Raw genomic sequence first — 19,664 nt, forward strand, 5'->3', positions numbered from 1 at the left:
GCTCCAGGGTGTCCCTGGCGCTTCACGACGTGTCCCTGGCAGCGATCTCCGTGTCCCTGGCGACGATCTCCGTATCCCTGGCGACGATCTCCGTGTCCCTGGCGAGAACACCGCCGGTCGGGATCGGTGCTGCCGCTTGTCCCTGTCGGCCTGTTCCCTGTCCCTGCTCCTCATTTCCATGTCCCTGGCGCCGCTCGACGAACAGCGGCATGACCATCGCTGCCGGCTCGCTCGGATGGTCCTTGTGGATCATTGCAATGAGGGCAGTCGATCCCGGGGCGTCGCTCGCGACAAGAGGTCGCATGCGGGGGCTCAGGCGCCGTCGTCGGATGCGCAACAGCGCAATCCATTGCGCAATGGGCAGAGGCGACAGGAGAGGTCGTCGCGGCGGTCGCGTGCCCCGGAAGAGCGAGAACCTGGCGATGAGGGTTGGTGGAGGGGATGCCGGCGCTCGCCGCGCTCCGAGCAGCGCCAGGAGCAGCAGCCAGGGGGCGGCGCTCGCGCGTGCGGGGAGGCGCGCCGTGCTGCACCCGCCGGCATCGCCGTCACCGCCGGGCGTCGAGGCGCCGGAGCTGCCCTGTGCGGAGGACGCGACGCCGGAGCCGCCCGCGCCCGAGGCGATGTCGCCGGCTCCGCTGCCCGCGCTGGACGTGCCGCCGCCCGCGCCGGGCGCGTCGCCGCCCGCGCCACCCGCGCCGCCGGCGCCGCCGCCCTCCGGCATGCACACGCCGCGCTCGCAGGTGCCGTCCCCCGGGGCGGTATCGCCAGGCGCATAGAGCAGGGCCCGGCAGTCGGGGCCCCCGAGCCGGCACGTGGCCGTCAGCAGCACGCGACCATCGGCGAGCCCTACCAGGCCGCCGACCCCAGGCTCCTCCGCGAGGGACGGGACCAGCGACCACGTGTCGCTCTCCGGCTCGTAGAGCTGAACGGCAGAGGCATCGCGCCGAGGATCGGACCAGCAGCGGACGACCAGGACCCTGTCATCGGCGAGGAGCACGGCGCTCGGGGCCACACAGTGCGCAGGGGCCGCCACGCGCCAGGTGTCGTCTGACGGATCGAAGAGCTGCACCGGGTACTCCGAGCCGCTCTCGGTGCGGCTCACGGCGAGGACCCTGCCGTCCGCGAGCCGTGTGGCCGAGTGCTGGTGGTACCGATTCCAGCTCCGCATGGGGATGGTGGTCCAGGCGTCGTTCGACGGATCGTACACCTCGGAATGGCTCCCGCCGACGACGAGGACCCGGCCGTCGACCAGCGGTGTGGCCGACAGGCCCGCGCGCGCCTCGCTCATCCGGGCCACGAACGTCCAGGTATCCGCGACGGGATCGTACTGCTCGGCGCTGCGCTCCGACGAGCTCCCGTCGAAGCCGCCCACGACGAGGACGTTGCCGTTCGGGAGCAGCACGGCCGCGTGAGCTCGGCGCGCCACGTTCATCGGCGCGGCTGCGCTCCAGGCGCCCGTCGCCGGGTCGTAGCGCTCTGCCGCTGCGGTCACCGGGGCCCCGCCCGCGACGAGCACGGTGCCGTCCGGGAGCAGCGTGGCCGTGGGTCGCGCGCGCGCGTGGAGCATCGCGCCGGTCGGCGTCCAGGTGTCGCTCGCCGGGTCGTAGCGCACGGCGCGGTCGACCTGGACCCGGCCCCCTTCCGGCGTCGGCGCTTCCCCGCCGGCGATGAGCACGGTGCCGTCCGGGAGGAGCGTGGACGAGTGCGCGTCGTATAGACCATCGGGCACGGGGGCTGCCGGAGCCCACGCGCTCGAGGTCGGGTCCGGGCAGGGAGTCCCGTCGGGCAGCGGGGTCGATGTCGGGCAGAATCCGCTCGACGGAACGCACGCGCCCGGCGCGAAGCAGCTGCTGCGCACGGGGCAGACCTCGGGCGCGCCGGCGCAGGCGCCCGCCTGGCAGGCGTCGGCGAGCGTGCACGCGTCGCCGTCGTCGCACGGCGCGCCGTCGGGCCTCGCGGACTCGACGCAGGCGCCCGTGGCGGCGTCGCAGGCAGAAGCCCTGCACGGCGCCGAGGCCTCGCACACGACGGACGTCTTCCCGACGCAGGCGCCGGCGTCGCACGTCTCGCCCTGGGTGCAGGCGGTGCCGTCGTCGCACGGCGCGCCCCAGGGCGCCAGCGCGCCCTCGCACCGGCCCGTGGCCGGATCGCAGAAGGGGGTCTGGCACGCGTCCGCCGGCGCAGCGCAGGCGACCGGGTCCGCGCCGGCGCAGGCGCCCGACTGGCAGGCGTCGGCCCGGGTGCACGCGTTGCCGTCGTCGCACGGCGCGCCGTCGTCCACGGGCGCTCCGGCGCAGGCGCGCCCGCCGCAGTCGAGCGAGGAGCCGCACGGAGCGCCGGGGACGACCGCGAACTCGAGCCGCTCGACGCCGTTCGTCGCGTAGAAGGTCCACGCTTCGTCTGCGTAGACAGTGCCGCCCGTGACGAGCACCGTCCCGTCGAGGAGCAGCGTCGCCGTGTGATCGCCGCGCCCGCCGTTCATCCCCGGCCCCATCGACCACGAGTCGGTCGCCACGTCGTAGATACCGACGGTATCGTAGAAGAAGAAAGAAGGCGGAAACGGCTCGCAGCTGATGGTGCCGCACGAATCTGCTTCCACCGTTATGCCTCCGGTCATCAAGGCGCGGCCGTCCGCGAGCAGCAATGCGTGCTGACCTCCCAGGTCGAACCTCGCGTCCCAGCCGCTCGATGACACGAACCTCCACGCCCCGGTCGCCGGGCTGTAAATCTGGTCGATGCCCCAACCAATCCTGTCGAGCAGGAGGACCTCGCCGCCCGGAAGCAACATGCCGGCGTGAGACATGTGGCTCGAGAGCATGGGTGCGCCGGGCGTCCATGCATCGGCGACCGGATCATAGGTCTCGGTGGTCGTGTCTGTCTCGCGGCCGTACCCGCCGCTCACGAGGACCTTGCCGTCCAAGAGGAGCGTGGCCTCGTGCGAGGAGCGGGCTCTGTGCATGGATCCGCCGGCGCTCCACGCGTTGAGCGCAGGATCGTAGATCGCACAGCTCGCGATAGCGTGCAGGGCGCTCCCCGTCGGGGTCCCTCCGGCGACAAGGACCCTCCCGTCGGGCAGCGGCGTTGTCGTGTGGCCGAGCCGTGGGGTGTCCATCGGCGGTACGGCGGTCCAGACGTTCGCGGCGGGATCGTAGACCTCGGCTGTGGCGAGCGGCACGGAGCCGTACGCGCCGTTGCTGCCGCCCACGACGAGGACCTTGCCGTTCGAGAGCAGCGTCGCGGTGTGCATGGAGCGCGCCGAGCCCATCGACGCCGCGGCGGTCCAGGTGCCGGTCGCAGGATCGTAGAGCTCGGCGCTGGAGAGCGCGTCGTCGTACCGGGAAAAGCTGCTCATGGGCTCGCCGCCCGCGACGAGGACCCTGCCGTCGAGCAGGCGCGTCGCCGTGTGGAACACGCGCGCGGCGCTCATCGGGGGCACGGCGACCCACTCCAGCGCAGCCGGCGCGGTCTCGCGGAGCCGCGCCTCGGCGAGCTGCTCGGCGCCGGGGTTGGCCGTCCCCGCGTCCGGCCGGGCGCACCCGGCGGTCCACGCGATGACGGCGAGGGCCAGCGAGAGCCACGCGTCGAGCGCGCGGCGCGTGCGGCGCTCTCCTCGACAGCGATTCATCCAGCGATCTCCTGTCAACGAGGACGCGCCGTGCCCTGCAGCGCCACCGGCTCTGGTCACGCGCGGGCCCCCCGGGGTGCCTCGTGCTTCTTGGATGCGATGCCACCGCCCGCCGTTCATGCCGCCGCCGTCGCGGGACGGATGCCGCGCCCCGCACCTGGCCGGCGCTCGCCCGCGGCAGGGCGATGCTCCGCGGCGCGAGCCAGCCAACCCGCGCGCGCGAGCACGCCCCCGGCGCAGGCCAGATCAGCCCGGCTCGTCCGCGGGCAGCGAGCAGCCTGCGCGCACGGATCGCGCCGGCCAGGCTGGCCTGCCCGATGCACAGCGCGATCCCAAGGCGCGCCGCCGGGAGCGACGGTGCCACCGGCGCCGCGAGATCGGGAATCCACGCAAATGCTCGCCAGGACCGCGCTCGTGATCGCCTGTCTGGAGCTCGCCGGGTGCGCTGCGTTCCGGCCGCCGGCGTCACCGCCCGAGCTCGCCCGCTCCCGGGCGGCGATCCGCGCGGCCGAGCGGGAGGGCGCGAGCGCCGACCGGCGCGCGGCCATGCACCTCGCGCTGGCGAGGAGCGAGCTCGCGCGGGCGCGGCGGCGGATCTCGGTGGGCGACGTGGAAGGGGCGCGCTGGCTGCTGCGGCGGGCCGAGGTCGACGCGGAGCTCGCGGCGCTCCTCGTGAGGGAAGCGGGGCTGCGCGACGCCGCGGGCCGCACGCTGGACCAGGCGAGCGCACTCGCCGAGGGGAAGGAGTAGGGCCCGCGTGCGCGCCGGAGCCCCGCTCGCCATGGCGCTCGCGCTCGCGGGCTGCGCGACGCGCGCGGCCGCGCCGCCGCCCGAGCTGCTGACGGCGCGCGCCGCCGTCGTGCAGGCGCAGGACAACCCGCTCTCGCCGCTCGCGCTCGCCGAGCTCAGGCAGGCGGAGGAGGCGCTCGCGATCGCCGAGCGCGTGGCGCGCGAGCGCCCGCGCTCCACGATCGCGCGCGACGCGGCCTACGTCGCGCGGCGGAGGGCGCAGTGCTCGCTGCTGTCCTCGCTCGTGCGCGCGAACCAGAGCGCGCTCGTGCGCGCGCGGCAGAGCCAGCGCGCCGCGGAGCCGCGCGCGCGCTCCGGCGGCGAGCCCGAGCCCGCGGCGCCCGACCCTACCGACGAGGTCGGTCGCGGCGTCACGCTCGACGGCGCACGCACGCGACCCCAGCAGTCCGCCAGGTGATCGCGGCCGCGCTGCCGCGCCGTCGCGCTCACCGCTGCGCGCCCGCGCGACGCCTGATTTGCGGCCGGATCCGGGCGGATCGGCCCGAGCGCCCCCGCGCGCCGCGTACCGCCCAGGGCGTCGGCGCGGCTTCCATGGAACAGTTTCTCCTGGGAGTGGCCGATTTTTGGATCCAAGATGCGCGCGACGCGCCTCCGCCGGCATCGAAGGCGTCCCGGAGGTCAGCGTCGGTCGAAGTTCGAAGTTCGACGGGACCCTCGGTCCCGCGTGCGAGGAGAGCGCGATGAAGGAAGGCGCGAACGTGATACTGGTGCCTGTCGACTTCGAGGCGGCCTCGATGAAGGCGATCGAGCTCGCGAGGGATCTCGGCGCGAGGCTCGGGCACCGGGTCGTGCTGCTGCACGTCTACCAGCTCCCGGTCTACACGTACCCCGGGCTCGAGCCGGCGCTGATGCCCGGGTTCCACGCCGAGGTGAGCGCCGCCGCGTCGCGCGCGGTCCAGCAGCTCTCGGCGCAGACAGGGGGGCTCTCGACGGCGCTGCGCGAGGGCGACCCTGCGACCGAGATCCTCGCCGCCGCCGACGAGCAGAGGGCGGCGATGATCGTCATGGGCACGCACGGCCGCCGGGGGATCTCGCACCTCTTCCTCGGGAGCGTCGCCGAGCAGGTGATCCGGAAGAGCAACGTCCCCGTGCTCACGGTGCGCGTGGCCAGCTGATCCTCCGCGGCGCCTCGCGGTGGGCGGGCCGGCGCGGCTGCCGGCCGGGGCGCGGCGGGCAGGGCCGCGCTCGACTGGGTTAGGGCGGGCTCGACCGCGCTCGACGTGGGTCAGGGCCCAGGCTTCTGCGTCGCATGCGGCGCGTGGAGTTCCTCGCATGTCGACCCTGTCTCCGCGCGATCTCGCGCTTCCGCCGAACCTCGTGAGCCTGGCCCGGCTGCCGCTGGCGGCCCTGTTCCCGATCGTGGCCACGCGGCCTGCGCTCGCCCTCGCGGTCCTCTGCTGCGCAGGCCTGACGGACGTGCTGGACGGCTGGCTGGCCCGCCGCTCCGGTCAGGTGACGCCCACCGGGGCGATCGTCGACCCGATCGCGGACAAGGTGTTCGCGCTCGCGGTGGTGGGCACGCTCCTCGAGAGCGGCGCGCTCCCCCTCTGGGGCATCCCGGCGCTGCTGGCCCGCGAGCTCCTCGAGCTGCCGCTCGCGCTCTGGATCGCGGTGAGCCGCCGCTTCCAGGGCGCGCGCCTGTCGACGGCGAGCGCCAACATCCCTGGCAAGCTCGCGACGGTGGTGCAGTTCGCGGCGGTCTTCACCGCGATCGCGCTCCCCTCGGCGCTGCCCGCGATGCTCGCCGCGTCGGCGATCGCGGGCGCGGGCGCGGGCGTCTCGTACTGGGCGCGCCAGCTCCGCCGCGCGCCCGGGGCGGCGTAGGCGCATCGGCGCTGGCCGGGACTGGCGCGCGCGGGCACGCAGCACGCGCTCGCCACCGCAGGGCTCCCCTCCGCGCGCCGCCCCCCCCGACGGCGCTCCGGTGGCTCAGCTCAGCCCGTCGAACACCTCGGCGAGCGATGCAGCGACGATGGCCCGCTCAAGCCACCGTTCCAGCGTCTCCGGATCCTTCTCGGCCAGGATGCGCTCCCGCACGACGTCCGACACGGCGATGCCGCGGACCCGGAGCGCGGTCAGCACGGCACGCGCCGCCTCCCGGGCGCGCCCCTCGTTGAGGCCTTCCGTTCGCGCCTCGGCCCGAAGCTTCTGCTCGTACTCCTCGACCCACGCCCGGATTTCTGCGCTCACCTCGTCCTCCTCGTCGATCGGCTCCTCGGTTCCGAGCCGGAAGTGTATCAGCAGCGGCCTGGCGATGCCCTTCTCCCAGGCATCGTCCGGCAGCAGCGCCAGATCGGCCAGCGCCTCGTGCAGGAGGCGGCCGGAGCCGAGCAGCCGCAGGAGCAGCGTCGAGCGCGTCCGGGGCAGCTCCGCGAGCACCACGACGCGCGTCACCAGGCCGGGCACGGCGTGGTAGACGCCTGGCTGCGCCGGCTCGCAGCGGTAGGCGTCGAGCACCGTCTCAGGACGCCCCGGGCCGATGACGACCAGCGCAGGGAAGTCCACCGCCGGCTGCGGCGGCGCATCGACGTCCTCGTTTGGAACGACGGAGCCGGCTGCAGCGCGGGCACGGCGTTCGAGCTCATGATGCCATGTGAGCTGCTTGCGCAGGCACTGGCGGACCTGACGAAGGCTCGGCGTGCGGTGGAACGGCTCGAACAGGCTCGGCTCCGCCGAGAGCTCGCCGAGCAGGCCCATCCTGGCGCGTTCGGCCTCCCGAGCTGGATCAGGCATGCTGAAGACATCGATCTTCTGGGTCGCCGCCAGGACCTCGACCTCGGTCTGCGCCGTTGAGGCGAGGCTCAGCCCGTCGCGCAGCAAGCTCTTCGCGAACTGGTCAGAGCGGTTGTGCATCGGCGAACGTCCCTAATCCATCGTCGCGTCCTGCGCCACCCTGGATCGATTCGAAGAAACGAATGGAGGAATCGTCGCGTCACGCCGCATCGCGCCCTGTCTTCCAAGCTGGCCCGTGTCGGCGCGTTGAACAACGAGCGCTTACCGACACAATGAGCCAATCGTGTGGGAATCGTTATCGGCTGCGTGATCTTTGGTGCGGCCTGGGCGAAAGGAATGGAATGCCAGACCGGGGGCCAGGCACCGAGACAGCGGGGTGAGCGGGGTGATGTGCACCCCACCGCCGCCGCGGACATCAACTATCGTGATGCGATGGCTTTGCTATGGATAAGCAGCTCGCGCGGAACCTCGGCGCGAGGCTGGGGCACCGGGTCGTGCTGCTGCACGGCTACCGACTCGCTCCGGACCTCCCCGCCACCCGCCACGACCACCCCCCCGGCGCCATGGCGCGAGACGTAAGCAGTCCTGCCTGAACCGCCGCCTTCCCCCCTACTGAAGTAAGCCCTCTTCCTTTTTTCGCCGCCTGCCGGGGGTGCGCGGCAGTCCACTGGCGCAAATCGGGTGGCGGGCGGCGATCACAAGCAAGATGGCTTACGCTGCCCCTCTGCCAGGCGGCGATTTGAAGTATGTTATCTTACGTCAAATCGCAGCCGGGCGGCGATCACAAGCAAGATGGCTTACGTCGAACCCCCGCCGGGCGGCGATCGCCGAGAGTTGGCTTGCGCGGAGTGCCCCCGGGCGAGGACAGCGAGCAAGATGGCTTACATCGAGACGCCGGCGGTGGCCGCTCGCCGGCAGCGGGCATGCGTCGGACCCCTGCCGGCAGTGCGCCGGTGACGAGCACGAGGCACGAGGCACGTCGGACCCCTGCCGGCGGTGCGTCGGGTCCTGCCGGCTTGAGTCGGCTGGGCGCGTGCCGAGCCTGGCGGACCGAGCGCGCGCCGATCCCATGCGGCGAACGCCGTCTCGCCGTCCCAAGACGGCTGAGCCGATGGTGTAAGGTCGGTCGCGGCGGCGCGTTGAGCACCTGCCGACGGCCCGACGCTCCGAGGAACCATGCGAAGAACGCTGCCCGCCTGGGCTCTCCTTGCCTTGCTCGCAGGCCCTGCGGCCTGCGCCTCCAGTCCCTACGCCGCAGCGAAGGACGCCGCGGGCGCGCCGATGCCGGGATACGCGCCGGCGCCTCCTGCCACCGCGATGGCGCCTCCGGGCGGCGACGCGGTCGAGGAGTCGTTGCGCGGCGACTCGTCGTACGACCTCGAGCGGTCGGTCACCACGGCGGAGCTCGCGAAGGCCGCGCCCCCGCCGACGTCGACGAACGCCTCGGGCGGGGCGCCCGGGCGGGCGGCGCCCGGCCCCGCCGCGCAGACCCCGGCCACCGGCGCGCAGACCCCGGCCACCGGGCCGACAGCGGCCGGCGCCGCGCCGCAGGGCGCCGCCCAGGTGAGCGAGGCGCCGGCGCCCCTCCTCGTCTACACCGCGGAGATCGCGATGGCGGTGTTCGAGGTGGGCGCGTCGCTTGGCAAGGTCGAGGCGCTCGCGCGGGAGCTCGGCGGCTTCCTCGCCCGCCGCGACGATCGGACGATCACCATCCGCGTCCCCGCCGCCCGGTTCGACGAGGCGCTGAAGCGCCTGGCGGAGCTCGGCGACATCCTCCAGCGCAACGTGGTCGCCCAGGACGTGACCGAGGAGTTCTTCGATCTCGCCATTCGCATCCGGAACGCGCGCGCCGTGCGCGATCGCCTCGAGAAGCTCCTCGAGAAGGCCGCGAAGGTCGAGGAGTCGATCCAGCTGGAGCGCGAGCTCGCGCGCGTGTCCGGCGAGCTCGAGCGCCTCGAGGGGCGGCTCAAGTTCCTGCGCGATCGGATCGCGTTCTCGACCCTCACCGTGTCCTTCCAGCCGCGCTCGACGGAGACCCTCGCCCCGTCGGGCCCGCGGCTCCCCATCGACTGGCTCAACGAGCTCGGCCTCTCGCGGCTCCTCAACCTGTGAACCGGGCGCCTCCGATGAACCACTCCCTTCGCCACGCCTTCGCCCTCTTCGCCACGCTCACCGGCGCGGCGGCGCTGCTCGGCTGCGGCCGGCCCTTCGTCCCCGCGACCCCGCCGGGGTTCGTCGATCTCGGCGATCGCTACGGCGGCGACGAGTACCGCGCGACCACCGCCGAGGGGCTGGTGATCGGGATCCGCGCGTTCGAGAACGATCCGGAGGGCGACCTCGCCTTCTGGTCCCGCGTGATCGAGAAGCGGCTGCGCGAGGGCGGCGGCTACGCGCTGCTCGGCAAGACCGACGTGAAGGCCCGGAACGGCCTGCCGGGCGTCCAGCTGCGCTTCGGGCACGACGAGGGGAAGGAAGCGCACCTTTACTACCTCACCGTCTTCGTCAACGACGATCGCGTCTTCCTCCACGAAGCAGGCGGAGCGAAGGCGCTGGTCGAGCGGCACCAGCAGCAGATCGACTGGGCCATCCGCAACTTCCTGCCGGAGTGACGCGCGCTGCCCGCGTCGGCCGCGCGCGCGTCCCTGCAGCCGCGGCGCCGCTGCGCTTGCTCGCGGAAGCCCTGTTTGCTACCTGGCGGACGTGCGTTCCCGCCCCATTCCCTGTGACGCGCGGCAGCGCCGGTGGAGCCAGGCGCTGCTCCTCGCCCTCGCGGCCACGCTCGGCAGCGCCGACGCCCTGGCGCACGGCGGAGGAGAGAAGCCGCTCGCCACGGTGCCCGCGCCGCCCCCCGGCGACGGCGCCAAGGCGGCGCAGATCCTCCGCGAGATCGAGGGCCGCGTCGCGCCCCCGCCCGCAGCCATCGCCGGCGAGAAGGCCACCGGCGAGAAGGCCGCCGGCGAGAAGGCCGCCGGCGGCGAGAAGGCCGCCGATGGCGAGGAGGCCGCCGACGGCGAGGAGGCCGCCGACGGCGAGGAGGCCGCTGTCGGGGCGCCGAGCGCGGCGAGCGGGCCCTCGCCGAGCGCCGCGAAGGTCGTGGCCGAGCCGGTGGCGCACGCGAAGCGCGCGCTCCAGCGCGCCCACGGCGCGCGCGCGGCGGGCGACGCGACGAACGCGCGGCGGCTCGACGCGGTGGCCCTCGAGTGGGCGGAGGCGGCGAGGACGCTGCTGCGCGCCGCCGCGGCGGAGACGGCGGCCGTGGAGGCCGCGAAGCGCGCGCGCGAGGTCGAGACGAAGCTCGAGCGGGCGCGCGCGCTGCTCGAAGAGACGCAGGCGCGGCGAGGTCGCGCCGCGGCGGAGCTCGAGCGGATCGAGGCCGAGGCGCGCGACGCGACCAGGGCCGCGGCGAACGTCGAGGCGCAGCGGATCGAGGCTGGCAAGAGAGGGGCGGCGCGCAGGGAGGCGACGCGGGGAGCACCGACCGCGGCGCCAGGCGCCGGGCCCAAGGGCGGCGCCGGCAAGGCGACGGCTCCGGTGGGCCAGGAGGGCGCGCCTTGAGCGCGCGTCGCCTCGCAGGGGTCGCCGTCGCGGGGGTGCTCCTCGGCGCGTGCGCGCCGATCCCGCGGCCAGCGGTGCTCGATGAGCTCGATCATGTCCGCGCGGGGGCGGCCGCCGCCGAGTCGAAGCGGCACGCGCCGGGCGCGTTCGCGCGGGCGGAGAAGCTGCGCGGCGACGCGCTCGCCGCGCTCGAGAGCGAGGATCGATCCGGGGCGCAGATCCTGGGCGAGCAGGCCATTGCGGCGCACGCGCACGCGCACGCGCTGTCGCGGGTGGCTCGGGCCGAGGCGGCCGAGACCGAGGCGAAGGCGCAGCGCTCCGCGGGCGAGGCGTCGCTCGCGGGCCTCGAGGCCGAGCAATCGCGCGTCGCGGCCGAGATCGACGCGCTCGACATGCGAACCAAGGTCGCCCGGGACGCGCAGCCCGTGGTCCCGTCGGGCAAGGCCGATGCGGATCGCGAGAAGGCGCGCCTCGCCGCCGCGCGCTCGCTCGCGCTCCAGGCCCGCTTGCTGTGCGGCGCGGCGCGCCTCCTGATCGCACCGGCGCCGCAGGACAGCTCGCAGCCCGCGAGCGCCGGCCCCGCTGGAGCCCAGCCCGCAGGAGCGAGCCCCGCAGGCGCCCAGCCCGCGGCCGCGAGCCCCGCAGGCGCCCAGCCCGCGGCCGCGAGCCCCGCCGGCCCCCAGCCCGGCAGCGCCGAGCTCGCGACGCAGCTCGAGGGGGCGACCGCCGCGATCAAGAAGCTCGACGCGGAGCTCGCCGAGGCGAGCGGCTCCACCCGCGCCGTCCCGGCGCCCATCGACCAGGCTTCCCGCGCCCGGGCAGGCTGCCTCGCCGCGCTGACGGCCGCGCGCCGCGCCGCCACGCCGGTGACCCGCGCGCCTGGCGCTGGCGACGCGCTCCTCGCAGAGCTCTCGGCCGCAGGCACCTGGTCGCCCGTCCGCGACGATCGCGGCATCGTTGTCACGCTTCGCGGGCTGTTCGCCGGCAACGCCCTCACGAAGGCCGGCGAGGCGCGCCTCCGCGACCTCGCGCTGGTCGCCGCGGCGCACCCCTCCTTTCCCGTGGCCGTGGTCGTGCACACGGACCGGGAGATCCGCGCCAGGGAAGAGCCCGCGTGGGCGGCGCGGGCCGATGCCGTCGTCCGCGCCCTCGCTCCGGCGCGAGGTGCGACCGCCGCGGGGGCGCCCGCGGGCCCGTCCATCGCGCCGTTCCTCGCGGGAACCGCGTCCCCGGTCGTCGATCCCGGGGGCAGCGAGCGCGCCCGCAACGCCCGGGTCGAGATCATCTTTGTAACCCCGGAAACCCTGTGAGGCGTGATGGTCCCGGCCGCCGGAACTCCGCTCGCCTCGGAGAGTCGTTCTCGATGATGCGCTCTTCCACCTTCGCCCGAAGCGAAAGCAAGCCTGCCGTGCTCGCCTGTGCGCTGGCCGTCGCCCTCGGGAGCGCGTGTCAGGAGGACGGCAAGACCTCCCAGAAGCACGCCGCGGAGCTCTGCGCCAAGCTCGCGCCGGTCGTCGCGGAGGACGTCGGGCAGGTGCGGACGGGCCTCCCCGCGGGCTCGCAGAAGCTCGCTGCGCTGGTGGACACCGACCCGGGCGCGAACCTGCTCGGGCTCCAGAAGGCGATCGCGGGAGCGCGCGCCTCGGTGAAGGACCTCGAGTTCGCGAAGAGCACCTTCTTCTCTTTCGCCGATCCGAGCGGCACGGTGCTGCGCAGCGAGGCCGATCCGGACATGCTCGCCAACAGGTCCGTCCTGGCCTCGTTCCCCGAGCTCAGGAAGGTGCTGGCCCCGGGCAGCGGCGTCGTCGAGGCGTTCGGGGAGATGCAGGAGATGCGCGGGGTCAGGAACGGCCCCGATCTCCAGTGGGTCGCCGTGCATCCGGTCACACGGAGCGGCGGCGAGCTCCAGGGCCTCTTCGTCACGGGCTGGTCGTTCCGCGCCTACGCGTACCGGCTGCAGGAGGCGGCCAAGCGCGACATCGCCGAGCTCGCCAAGCGCGACGGGCTGAAGTCGACGCCGCTGCTCTACGTCTTCGCGTGGAAGGGCGCGAAGGCGTACGGCGGACCGGTGACGCCCGACGTCAACACCGAGGCGCTCGAGAAGCTGGACCTGCCGGCGAAGACGACCTCGGGCCCCTGGAGCGGCACGGTGGAGATCGCCGGCCGCACCTTCGGCGCCGCGGCGCAGCGCGCTCCGGAGCTCGCCGCGGACGCCGGCGTCGCCGCGCTCGTCTCGACGCTCTGACCGCGCCCTCCGGGGCGGTCCCCTGCGGCCCGGGTGCTGTGGCGGCCGGCGGCGGGCCTGGGGAGCTCTCCTTATCGAGCGCTACCGTGCTAGGCTGTGGCGACTGGCTCGCGCTGCCGAGCTCACCCCCATGCCGGCTTCCATCGATCAGCTTCTCAAGGTTTGTCGCGAGGTGATCGCGCCGCTCGTCCGAGCCGACGGCGGTGAGCTCTACATCGTGGCCGTCGAGCCCGATCACCTGACGCTCCACCTGGCCGGCGCGTGCTCGGGCTGCCCCGGGGCGATGCTCACCGCGCGCGCGGTGATCGAGCCAGCGGTGCTCGCCGTCGCGCCGTCCGCGCGGGTCATCGTGACCAACGGGATGCGTGTCCCCGACGGCGCCTCGCTAGCGTGAGGCGGGCACCCGCTGCGGAGACGGGCCCATCTCGACGTTTTCGGTGCTCAGCGTACAAGAGTACGCTTCCGCGCCGAAAACGCCGATCTGGACCCGTCTCCTGTGCGGGTGACCGCCTCGGCTGGGTTGCCGGGATGCGGAGGGACCGCCTCGGCTGGGTTGCCGGGGCGGGACCGGGAAAAGGGCTACTTCTTCTTGCCGGGCTTGTCGGCGGAGGGGGGCGGGCCGGGAGGGGGGTCTTCCTTGCGGACGGCGGAAGCGACGGCGGGGTCGATGGCGTTCGCGTCGACCGGCTTGTTGGGGCGGAGCGAATCGAGGCTGCCCAGCGTGACCAGGTCCTCGTAGGCGAACGCGATCTCGGAGTCGTTCCGCTCGATCGCACGGAAGCGCGTGGCGGCGTCCTTCCAGTCGACCTCGTTGCCGTAGCGGCCCTTGTCCGGAGCAGGCGGCGTCACGCGGCCCGGCACCCCGAACGCCGTCGCGAGCTTGACCACGGCGGACGCATAGTCCTTCCCGCGGGCGGCCTTCTCGCCCAGCGGGTGCTCGTCGATGATCTTCCAGAGCTTGTCCTGGATGAAGAAGAAGTACCGCTTCCCGCTCTCGCGGGTCAGCGTCATCATCGATTCCTTGTTGAGGTACGTGTACTCGCCCTTGAGCGGCGTCGCGTCGATGCCGGTCGGCAACCCGCCGAAGTCGATGCGGCTGCGGCGGAACGCGCTCTTCTCCTCGGCGAGCTCCGCGTCGAGCGCCCTCATCTTCACGCCGGGCGAGATCGCCTTGTAACGCGGCACGTACGCCTCATCGAGCATCTTGTCGATGACCGCCGCCACCTGCTTGGTGGTCATCCCCCAGGCGATGCCCGGAGGCGTCAGCGCGATCGTCTTCTTCGTCACCGGCGTATCGGCAGGCTTGGCAGGAGCCGCGGCAGCCGCCCCGCTCGTCCCCCGCTTCTGCTGGGCAGCCGCCACGGTCGCACTCGTGATCGCCGCAAGGCCCAGCCCCAGAGCCAGCGCCGCTCCCAGGAGCCTCTTCGCTTTCATGTTTCTCCTCCAGCCGGCGCAGGCCCTGTCCCTGCGCTCTGTGCAATCGCAAAAGCCAGGAAACCCAGCCCGGCAAGCCGGAGAACGCTAGCACCTGCGGTAGGACAGGAGAATAGGTTCTCCGCACCGAGCGGGGTCGACCGCCGTTGGACGATCGCTCGGCCGGATCGATGGAGAGCGAGCACGAGGCGGACCGCGACGAGGGCAAAACAGGCTCGACAGCGCATGTAGCCAGTGTGTGCCGGGTCCTGACAGGGACCGGCCGACGTGCTACGAGCTCTGGCCCCAAGGATGATGCCTGCCGCCGGTGCTGCACCTTTGCGCCTTGCGCTCGCCGCGCTGGCGACCGTTGGCGCCGCCGGCGGCTGCGTCGCCGATCACGAGCGGCCCGCGGCGTCCGTCGATCCACAGGCCGGCCTGCCCCCGTGGGAGGGGCGCGCGCGCGAGGTCTTCGACGACAACATCGAGCCTGCCGCCGTGGGCTTCTCGCTGGACGGCCCCTCGCCCAGATCCGACCCGTTCCTCCGCGAGCGGGCGCAGACGGGAGACGTGGTCGCGCGGGTCCGCGTCAACACGGTGACCGTCGACTCGATCGGCGAACAGAGCACCTACCACCTCGGGATCCAGGTGGGCTACCCTCCGCTGGCCACACCCCGGGCGCCGGACCGGGCGTTCGAGCTCCACATCCGGCCCCAGAGCCGCGCGTTCGGCGTCGCGAAGGCGATCGACGCGCGGCTCCGCGGGCTCACCTTCATCGCCTTCATCCGGCGCTTCGCGGGCGAGGCCGGCGAGCCGGAGATCCACTGGCACCTTTCACCTGATACAGCGGAGGTCGCCGCGGCCGTCAAAGAGGCCGTCGTCCTCGGGGAGCTGTCTGCGCCGTGAGCAACGTGAGCATCAAGACGGTCAAAGAAGTCGACGCCCTCCGCACGGCCTCACAGATGGCTGCGGAGACGCTCCTCGGCGTCGGCGAGATGATCCGCGCCGGCATCACCACCGAGGACATCAACACCTTCGTCCACGAGGACACGATCCGCCGCGGCGGCTACCCCGCGCCGCTCAACTACCACGGGTTCCCGAAGAGCGTCTGCACCTCGATCAACGACGTGGTCTGCCACGGCATCCCGTGCGATCGCGTCCTCGTTCCGGGCGACATCATCAACGTGGACGTCACCACGATCTACAACGGCTTCTACGGCGACACGTCCGCGACCTTCTACATCGGCAAGCCCTCGGCCGAGGCGAAGCACGTGACCGAGGTGTCCCGGCGCAGCCTGCAGCTCGGCATCGCCCAGGTCCGGGACGGGGCGCGCCTTGGCGACATCGGGGCCGCCATTCAAGAGTTCGCCGAGGGCGAGGGCTGCTCGGTGGTGCGGGCCTTCGTCGGGCACGGCATCGGGCGGCGCTTCCACGAGGCGCCGCAGGTCTCGCACGTGGGCAAGTACGGCAGCGGCGCCCGCCTCCGCGCCGGCATGTGCTTCACGATCGAGCCGATGATCAACCTCGGCACCTACGAGGTCGAGATCCAGGAAGACAAGTGGACCGCGCTGACGGCCGATCGCTCGTTGTCGGCGCAGTTCGAGCACACCATCGTCGTGACGAGGAACGGCTGCGAGGTGCTGACCCGTCGCAGCCGTCCGCTCGCGAACAGCGAGATCTTCCCCGATCCCTTCGTCGTCTCCGCGGCGCGAGCGCTCTGACGCAGAGCGCGCTCGACGACGCGCACGACGCCGACGACGCGCACGACGCCGACGACGCGCACGACGCGCACGACGACGCGCACGACGACGCGCACGACGACGCGCACGACGACGCGCACGACGCGCACGACGCCGACGACGCGCCGTGCCCGGACCGCGCGCGCGCCGGCCAGCCCCGGGCACGAGGGCCGGCGCGGCGGTGCGCCGACGTGGCCCGGATCGGTCGATCGGAAACCGAGTTTTGTCGACCGTCCGGCCTGCGATTGGGAGTAGAAGCAGGGGCATGGCCTTGGACGAAGCGTCGCGTGCCCGAATCGCGCCGTATGTGTCGAGCCCGACGGCCGACGTCTTCTCGCTGTCGGGTCTGCCGGAAGAAGTCATCGCCGTCCTGTTCGCGTACTACTCGCGCAGCCGGGACGATCTGCGCACCAACCTGGCGCGCCTGCTCGGCGACGAGGAGCTCGACGTCGCCCCGGAGGCCGGCGGCCGGCCGCGCCGGGGCCTCGCGTTCGCGTCGGACAAGGCGCGGAGCTTCCACGAGAAATGGGTCGTGGGCTACGGCCACGCGTCGGTCGCCGAGCACGCCGTGGTGCACCTCGCGATCGAGAACGTCAGCATCGTCGCGTCCAAGGTGATCGAGGACCTGCGGCTCGGCTCGTACACGGAGAAGAGCACGCGCTACGTGGTCTTCGATCAGCACTCGTTCGTCGACCTGCCGGAGCTCGACGCCGAGCACGCCGCGAAATACAAGGCCTCGAGCGAGCGGCTCTTCGCGACCTACCTCGACCTCGTCCCCCGGGTGACCGAGCGGCTCGGCGCGCGCTCGCCGAAGCCCGAGAAGATGTCGGACGCCGCCTACAAGGGGGCGCTGCGCGCGCAGGCGTGCGATCTCCTGCGCGGCCTCCTGCCGGCGGGGACGCGGACGAACATCGGCCTCACCGCGAACGCGAGGGCGCTCGAGGTCCTGCTCACGAAGATGCTGTCGCACCCGCTCGAGGAGGTGCGCAGGGTCGCCCGCGAGATGCACGCGGCGGCGCTCGCTGTGACCCCGACGCTCGTGAAGTACGCCGCGCCGAACGAGCTCCGGCAGACGCTGCAGGCCACCGTCGCCGCGGCGATGAAGCGGGTCTACACGCCGCCGGACGAGGGCGTGAGCGCGACGATGGTGATCAACCAGCCCGTCCGGCTGGTGCGCTACGACAAGGACGCGCTGGAGCGCGTCGCGCTCGCGCTCGCGTACGACGGGAGCGATCCGGGCGTGCACGCCTACAACCTGGGCGACGCGCTCCACCGCGCGACGCTGCCGGAGCTCATCGGGATCGCGAAGGCCGCGTGCGAGAAGCGCGGCCCGTACGACGCGCCGCCGCGCGCGTTCGAGGCGTCGACGATGACCTTCGAGCTGATGCTCGACTACGGCGCGTACCGCGACCTGCAGCGCCACAGGATGCTGACGCCGGCGACGCAGCGGCTCACCTGCCGGCTCGGCTTCGAGACGCCGCAGGCCCTCTCGGATCTCGGCCACGCCGAGGCCTACCAGGACGCGATGCTCGCCGCGCGCGACGCGTGGAACGCGATGGAGGAGCGCTACCCCCTCGAGTCGCAGTACGCGGTGCCGCTCGGCTTCCGCGTGAGGACCCTCTGGACGCTGAACCTGCGCGAGCTCTTCCACGTCATCGAGCTCCGCTCGGCGAAGCAGGGGCACACGAGCTACCGGCGCATGGCCCAGGGGCTCTACCGCACCGCGATCACGGTGCACCCCTGGCTCAAGGAGATGATCCGCGTCGATCTGAACGACTACGCGCTCGCGCGGAGCTGACGTCCGGGACGCCGGCGCCCGCTGGCGTCCGCGTCAGAGGCGAGCCGCCTCGATGAGCTCCGTCGCGGCCCTGAGCGACGCGCCGGTGACCTTCGCCCCCGACAGCATCCGCGCCACCTCGGCGATGCGGTCCTTCTTGTCGACGCGCGTGACCGAGCTCTTGGCGATGCCGCCCGCGTTCTCCTTGGCGACGACGAAGTGAGCGCCGGCGAACGCCGCGATGGGCGCGAGGTGGGTGATGCAGAGCACCTGGTGGTGGCGCGCCACGTCGCCGATCGCGCGCCCGATCTTGTCGGCGACGGCGCCGCCGACGCCGCTGTCGACCTCGTCGAAGACGTAGAGCCCGGCAGGCCCGCACTCCGCGAGCACCCGCTTCAGGGCGAGCAGGGCCCGCGAGAGCTCGCCGCCCGAGGCGATGCGGCGCAGGGGGCGAGGCTCGATCCCCTTGTTGGGGGAGATGAGGAACTCGACGCGGTCGATGCCGTCCTGGCCGAGGCGGGCGCCGTCGACGACCAGCTCGGCGCGGTCGCCGCCGTGCGGCTCGATGTCCACGACGACCCGCGCCCCGCCCATGCCGAGATCGGCGAGCTCCGAGGAGATCGCGGCGCCGAGCTTCTCGCCGGCCCTCCGCCGCTTCGCCGAGAGCTTGCGGGCGCGCTCGGCGGCGACGGCGAGCAAGGCGTCGCGCCGCCGCTCGAGCTCCGCGACGTGGCTCTCGACCCCCGAGAGGCGCTCCAGCTCGGCCGCGAGGCGCGCCCGCGCGGCGAGCACGTCGTCGAGTGTGGGGCCGTGCTGCCGCAGCAGGCCCTCGAGGCGGTACATGCGATCCTCGATCTCGGAGAGGCGATCCGGGTCGGCCTCCGCGCGCTCGGCGTAACGGGCGATCTGGCGGGCCGCCTCGCTGAGCTCCGTCCAGCAGCCGTCGACCGCGCGGGCGACATCGTCGAGCGCGGGATCGATCTCCGCCGCCGCCCGGAGCTCCGAGGCGAGGCGCGCGAGCTCGTCGCACATCGCGTCGTCCCCTTGATCGAGGCGGGACGCGGCGCGCCGCGTGATGTCGTGCAGGCGGCCCGCGTGGCGGAGCCGGTTGCGCTCGGCCGCGAGATCGGCGAGCTCGCCGGGGCGCGGCGACAGCGCGTCGATGGCCTGGAGCTGGAAGGAGAGGAACGCCTCGCGCTCGCCGCGGCCGCGCTCGAGCTCGCGGGCGGCCCTGAGCTCGGCGGTGAGCGCCTCGAGCGCGCTGACGTCCGCCGCGAGCTCGCTGCGCGCAGGCACGAGGCGGCCGAAGCGATCGAGGTAGCCGAGGTGCGTCGACGGATCGGTCAGCGCGACGCTCTCGTGCTGCGAGGCGACGTCGGCGAGCTCCGGGGCGAACGCCTGGAGCTCGCCCGCGGTGCAGAGGCGGCCGTTCAGGTAGGCGCGCGAGCGGCCGGTCGCCTGGACCACGCGGCGGACCACGAGCTCGCCCTCGCTCGCGATGCCGGCGGCGTCGAGCATCGCCATCGCGCGATCGGAGCCGCGCACGTCGAAGAGCGCCTCGATCTCGGCCTCGTCCGCGCCGGGGCGGACCTGCTCGGCGCTCGCGCGGCCGCCGAGGACCAGCGAGAGCGCGCCCACGACGATGGACTTGCCCGCGCCCGTCTCGCCGGTGAGCACGTTGAACCCCGGCTCGAGGCGGAGCTCGAGGGCGTCCATCAGGATGAAGTTCTTGACCCGAAGCGCGACCAGCACAGCGGCGGGAGGATA

At 73.4% G+C, this 19,664-nt stretch carries 17 protein-coding genes; 13 read left to right on the forward strand and 4 right to left on the reverse strand.

Translation table 11 applies throughout. The annotated features are described in order from the left end of the window. Nucleotides 1-22 precede the first annotated feature (22 nt). The gene (locus ACSRUE_RS42920; RefSeq protein ID WP_441288618.1) at nucleotides 23-3,625 is read right to left on the reverse strand and encodes a kelch repeat-containing protein; all 3,603 of its coding nucleotides are present in this window, start codon (nucleotides 3,623-3,625) and stop codon (nucleotides 23-25) included. A gap of 393 nt (nucleotides 3,626-4,018) precedes the next feature. Between ACSRUE_RS42920 and ACSRUE_RS42925 the strand changes: the two genes are divergently transcribed. The 4 genes from ACSRUE_RS42925 to ACSRUE_RS42940 all read left to right on the forward strand — a co-directional run bounded on the left by ACSRUE_RS42925 (nucleotide 4,019) and on the right by ACSRUE_RS42940 (nucleotide 6,259). Next, nucleotides 4,019-4,375 (forward strand): DUF4398 domain-containing protein, encoded by a 357-nt coding sequence (locus ACSRUE_RS42925; RefSeq protein WP_441288619.1) that lies wholly within the window; start codon nucleotides 4,019-4,021, stop codon nucleotides 4,373-4,375. Between the two features lie 7 nt (nucleotides 4,376-4,382). Further along, nucleotides 4,383-4,832, forward strand: coding sequence for a hypothetical protein (locus ACSRUE_RS42930; RefSeq protein ID WP_441288620.1), 450 nt, complete (start codon nucleotides 4,383-4,385; stop codon nucleotides 4,830-4,832). A gap of 283 nt (nucleotides 4,833-5,115) precedes the next feature. Further along, a complete protein-coding gene (locus ACSRUE_RS42935; protein WP_441288621.1) occupies nucleotides 5,116-5,550 on the forward strand; it encodes a universal stress protein in 435 nt (144 codons plus the stop codon). Between the two features lie 157 nt (nucleotides 5,551-5,707). Further along, entirely contained in the window at nucleotides 5,708-6,259 is a 552-nt protein-coding gene (locus ACSRUE_RS42940) for a CDP-alcohol phosphatidyltransferase family protein (RefSeq protein WP_437761254.1), read from the forward strand. Between the two features lie 105 nt (nucleotides 6,260-6,364). On the opposite strand, the gene ACSRUE_RS42945 is transcribed toward ACSRUE_RS42940, so the two are convergent. Continuing rightward, nucleotides 6,365-7,288 carry a hypothetical protein gene (locus ACSRUE_RS42945; RefSeq protein ID WP_441288622.1) on the reverse strand — a complete coding sequence of 308 codons (924 nt, stop codon included), beginning with the start codon at nucleotides 7,286-7,288 and terminating at the stop codon, nucleotides 6,365-6,367. Between the two features lie 1,056 nt (nucleotides 7,289-8,344). Here ACSRUE_RS42945 and ACSRUE_RS42950 point away from each other — a divergent pair. The 6 genes from ACSRUE_RS42950 (at nucleotide 8,345) to ACSRUE_RS42975 (ending at nucleotide 13,362) form a co-directional block, all read left to right on the forward strand. Continuing rightward, nucleotides 8,345-9,280 carry a DUF4349 domain-containing protein gene (locus tag ACSRUE_RS42950; RefSeq protein WP_437761257.1) on the forward strand — a complete coding sequence of 312 codons (936 nt, stop codon included), beginning with the start codon at nucleotides 8,345-8,347 and terminating at the stop codon, nucleotides 9,278-9,280. Nucleotides 9,281-9,294: 14 nt separating this feature from the next. Then, nucleotides 9,295-9,777: a serine/threonine protein kinase gene (locus ACSRUE_RS42955; RefSeq protein WP_437761258.1), complete on the forward strand. Its 483-nt coding sequence runs from the start codon at nucleotides 9,295-9,297 to the stop codon at nucleotides 9,775-9,777. 91 nt (nucleotides 9,778-9,868) lie between these two features. Next, nucleotides 9,869-10,723, forward strand: a complete 855-nt coding sequence (locus ACSRUE_RS42960; protein WP_441288623.1) for a hypothetical protein — start codon at nucleotides 9,869-9,871, stop codon at nucleotides 10,721-10,723. Next, nucleotides 10,720-12,033 (forward strand): hypothetical protein, encoded by a 1,314-nt coding sequence (locus tag ACSRUE_RS42965; RefSeq protein WP_437761260.1) that lies wholly within the window; start codon nucleotides 10,720-10,722, stop codon nucleotides 12,031-12,033. The genes ACSRUE_RS42960 and ACSRUE_RS42965 overlap by 4 nt, the downstream gene beginning before the upstream one ends. 98 nt (nucleotides 12,034-12,131) lie before the next feature. Beyond that, nucleotides 12,132-12,968, forward strand: coding sequence for a hypothetical protein (locus ACSRUE_RS42970; protein ID WP_441288624.1), 837 nt, complete (start codon nucleotides 12,132-12,134; stop codon nucleotides 12,966-12,968). A 130-nt stretch (nucleotides 12,969-13,098) separates the two neighbouring features. Further along, the gene (locus ACSRUE_RS42975; protein WP_012233706.1) at nucleotides 13,099-13,362 is read left to right on the forward strand and encodes a NifU family protein; all 264 of its coding nucleotides are present in this window, start codon (nucleotides 13,099-13,101) and stop codon (nucleotides 13,360-13,362) included. Nucleotides 13,363-13,547: 185 nt separating this feature from the next. On the opposite strand, the gene ACSRUE_RS42980 is transcribed toward ACSRUE_RS42975, so the two are convergent. Beyond that, the gene (locus ACSRUE_RS42980) at nucleotides 13,548-14,402 is read right to left on the reverse strand and encodes a hypothetical protein (RefSeq protein ID WP_441288625.1); all 855 of its coding nucleotides are present in this window, start codon (nucleotides 14,400-14,402) and stop codon (nucleotides 13,548-13,550) included. Between the two features lie 318 nt (nucleotides 14,403-14,720). Here ACSRUE_RS42980 and ACSRUE_RS42985 point away from each other — a divergent pair, with 318 nt between their 5' ends. The 3 genes from ACSRUE_RS42985 to ACSRUE_RS42995 all read left to right on the forward strand — a co-directional run bounded on the left by ACSRUE_RS42985 (nucleotide 14,721) and on the right by ACSRUE_RS42995 (nucleotide 17,918). Further along, nucleotides 14,721-15,287, forward strand: coding sequence for a cobalamin ABC transporter substrate-binding protein (locus tag ACSRUE_RS42985; RefSeq protein ID WP_441288626.1), 567 nt, complete (start codon nucleotides 14,721-14,723; stop codon nucleotides 15,285-15,287). Next, complete coding sequence (map, locus tag ACSRUE_RS42990) at nucleotides 15,284-16,102, forward strand: type I methionyl aminopeptidase (protein ID WP_437761264.1); 819 nt, start codon at nucleotides 15,284-15,286, stop codon at nucleotides 16,100-16,102. The genes ACSRUE_RS42985 and map overlap by 4 nt, the downstream gene beginning before the upstream one ends. A gap of 283 nt (nucleotides 16,103-16,385) precedes the next feature. Then, a complete protein-coding gene (locus tag ACSRUE_RS42995; protein WP_437761265.1) occupies nucleotides 16,386-17,918 on the forward strand; it encodes an FAD-dependent thymidylate synthase in 1,533 nt (510 codons plus the stop codon). Between the two features lie 33 nt (nucleotides 17,919-17,951). Here ACSRUE_RS42995 and recN read toward each other — a convergent pair whose 3' ends face one another. Beyond that, entirely contained in the window at nucleotides 17,952-19,649 is a 1,698-nt protein-coding gene (recN, locus tag ACSRUE_RS43000; RefSeq protein ID WP_437761266.1) for a DNA repair protein RecN, read from the reverse strand. Nucleotides 19,650-19,664 lie beyond the last annotated feature (15 nt).

Origin of the sequence: Sorangium sp. KYC3313, from assembly GCF_052075895.1 — a bacterium.
GTDB lineage: Bacteria > Myxococcota_A > Polyangia > Polyangiales > Polyangiaceae > Sorangium > Sorangium cellulosum_B.

What these genes read in the sequence shown, in the direction of transcription:
- ACSRUE_RS42925 (WP_441288619.1), top strand. Translation starts at nt 4,019, where the DNA reads ATGCTCGCCAGGACCGCGCTCGTGATCGCCTGTCTGGAGCTCGCCGGG.
- ACSRUE_RS42940 (WP_437761254.1), top strand. Translation starts at nt 5,708, where the DNA reads ATGTCGACCCTGTCTCCGCGCGATCTCGCGCTTCCGCCGAACCTCGTG.
- ACSRUE_RS42980 (WP_441288625.1), bottom strand. Translation starts at nt 14,402, where the DNA reads ATGAAAGCGAAGAGGCTCCTGGGAGCGGCGCTGGCTCTGGGGCTGGGC.
- ACSRUE_RS42935 (WP_441288621.1), top strand. Translation starts at nt 5,116, where the DNA reads ATGAAGGAAGGCGCGAACGTGATACTGGTGCCTGTCGACTTCGAGGCG.
- ACSRUE_RS42975 (WP_012233706.1), top strand. Translation starts at nt 13,099, where the DNA reads ATGCCGGCTTCCATCGATCAGCTTCTCAAGGTTTGTCGCGAGGTGATC.
- ACSRUE_RS42920 (WP_441288618.1), bottom strand. Translation starts at nt 3,625, where the DNA reads ATGAATCGCTGTCGAGGAGAGCGCCGCACGCGCCGCGCGCTCGACGCG.
- ACSRUE_RS42955 (WP_437761258.1), top strand. Translation starts at nt 9,295, where the DNA reads ATGAACCACTCCCTTCGCCACGCCTTCGCCCTCTTCGCCACGCTCACC.
- ACSRUE_RS42950 (WP_437761257.1), top strand. Translation starts at nt 8,345, where the DNA reads ATGCGAAGAACGCTGCCCGCCTGGGCTCTCCTTGCCTTGCTCGCAGGC.
- ACSRUE_RS42945 (WP_441288622.1), bottom strand. Translation starts at nt 7,288, where the DNA reads ATGCACAACCGCTCTGACCAGTTCGCGAAGAGCTTGCTGCGCGACGGG.
- ACSRUE_RS42995 (WP_437761265.1), top strand. Translation starts at nt 16,386, where the DNA reads ATGGCCTTGGACGAAGCGTCGCGTGCCCGAATCGCGCCGTATGTGTCG.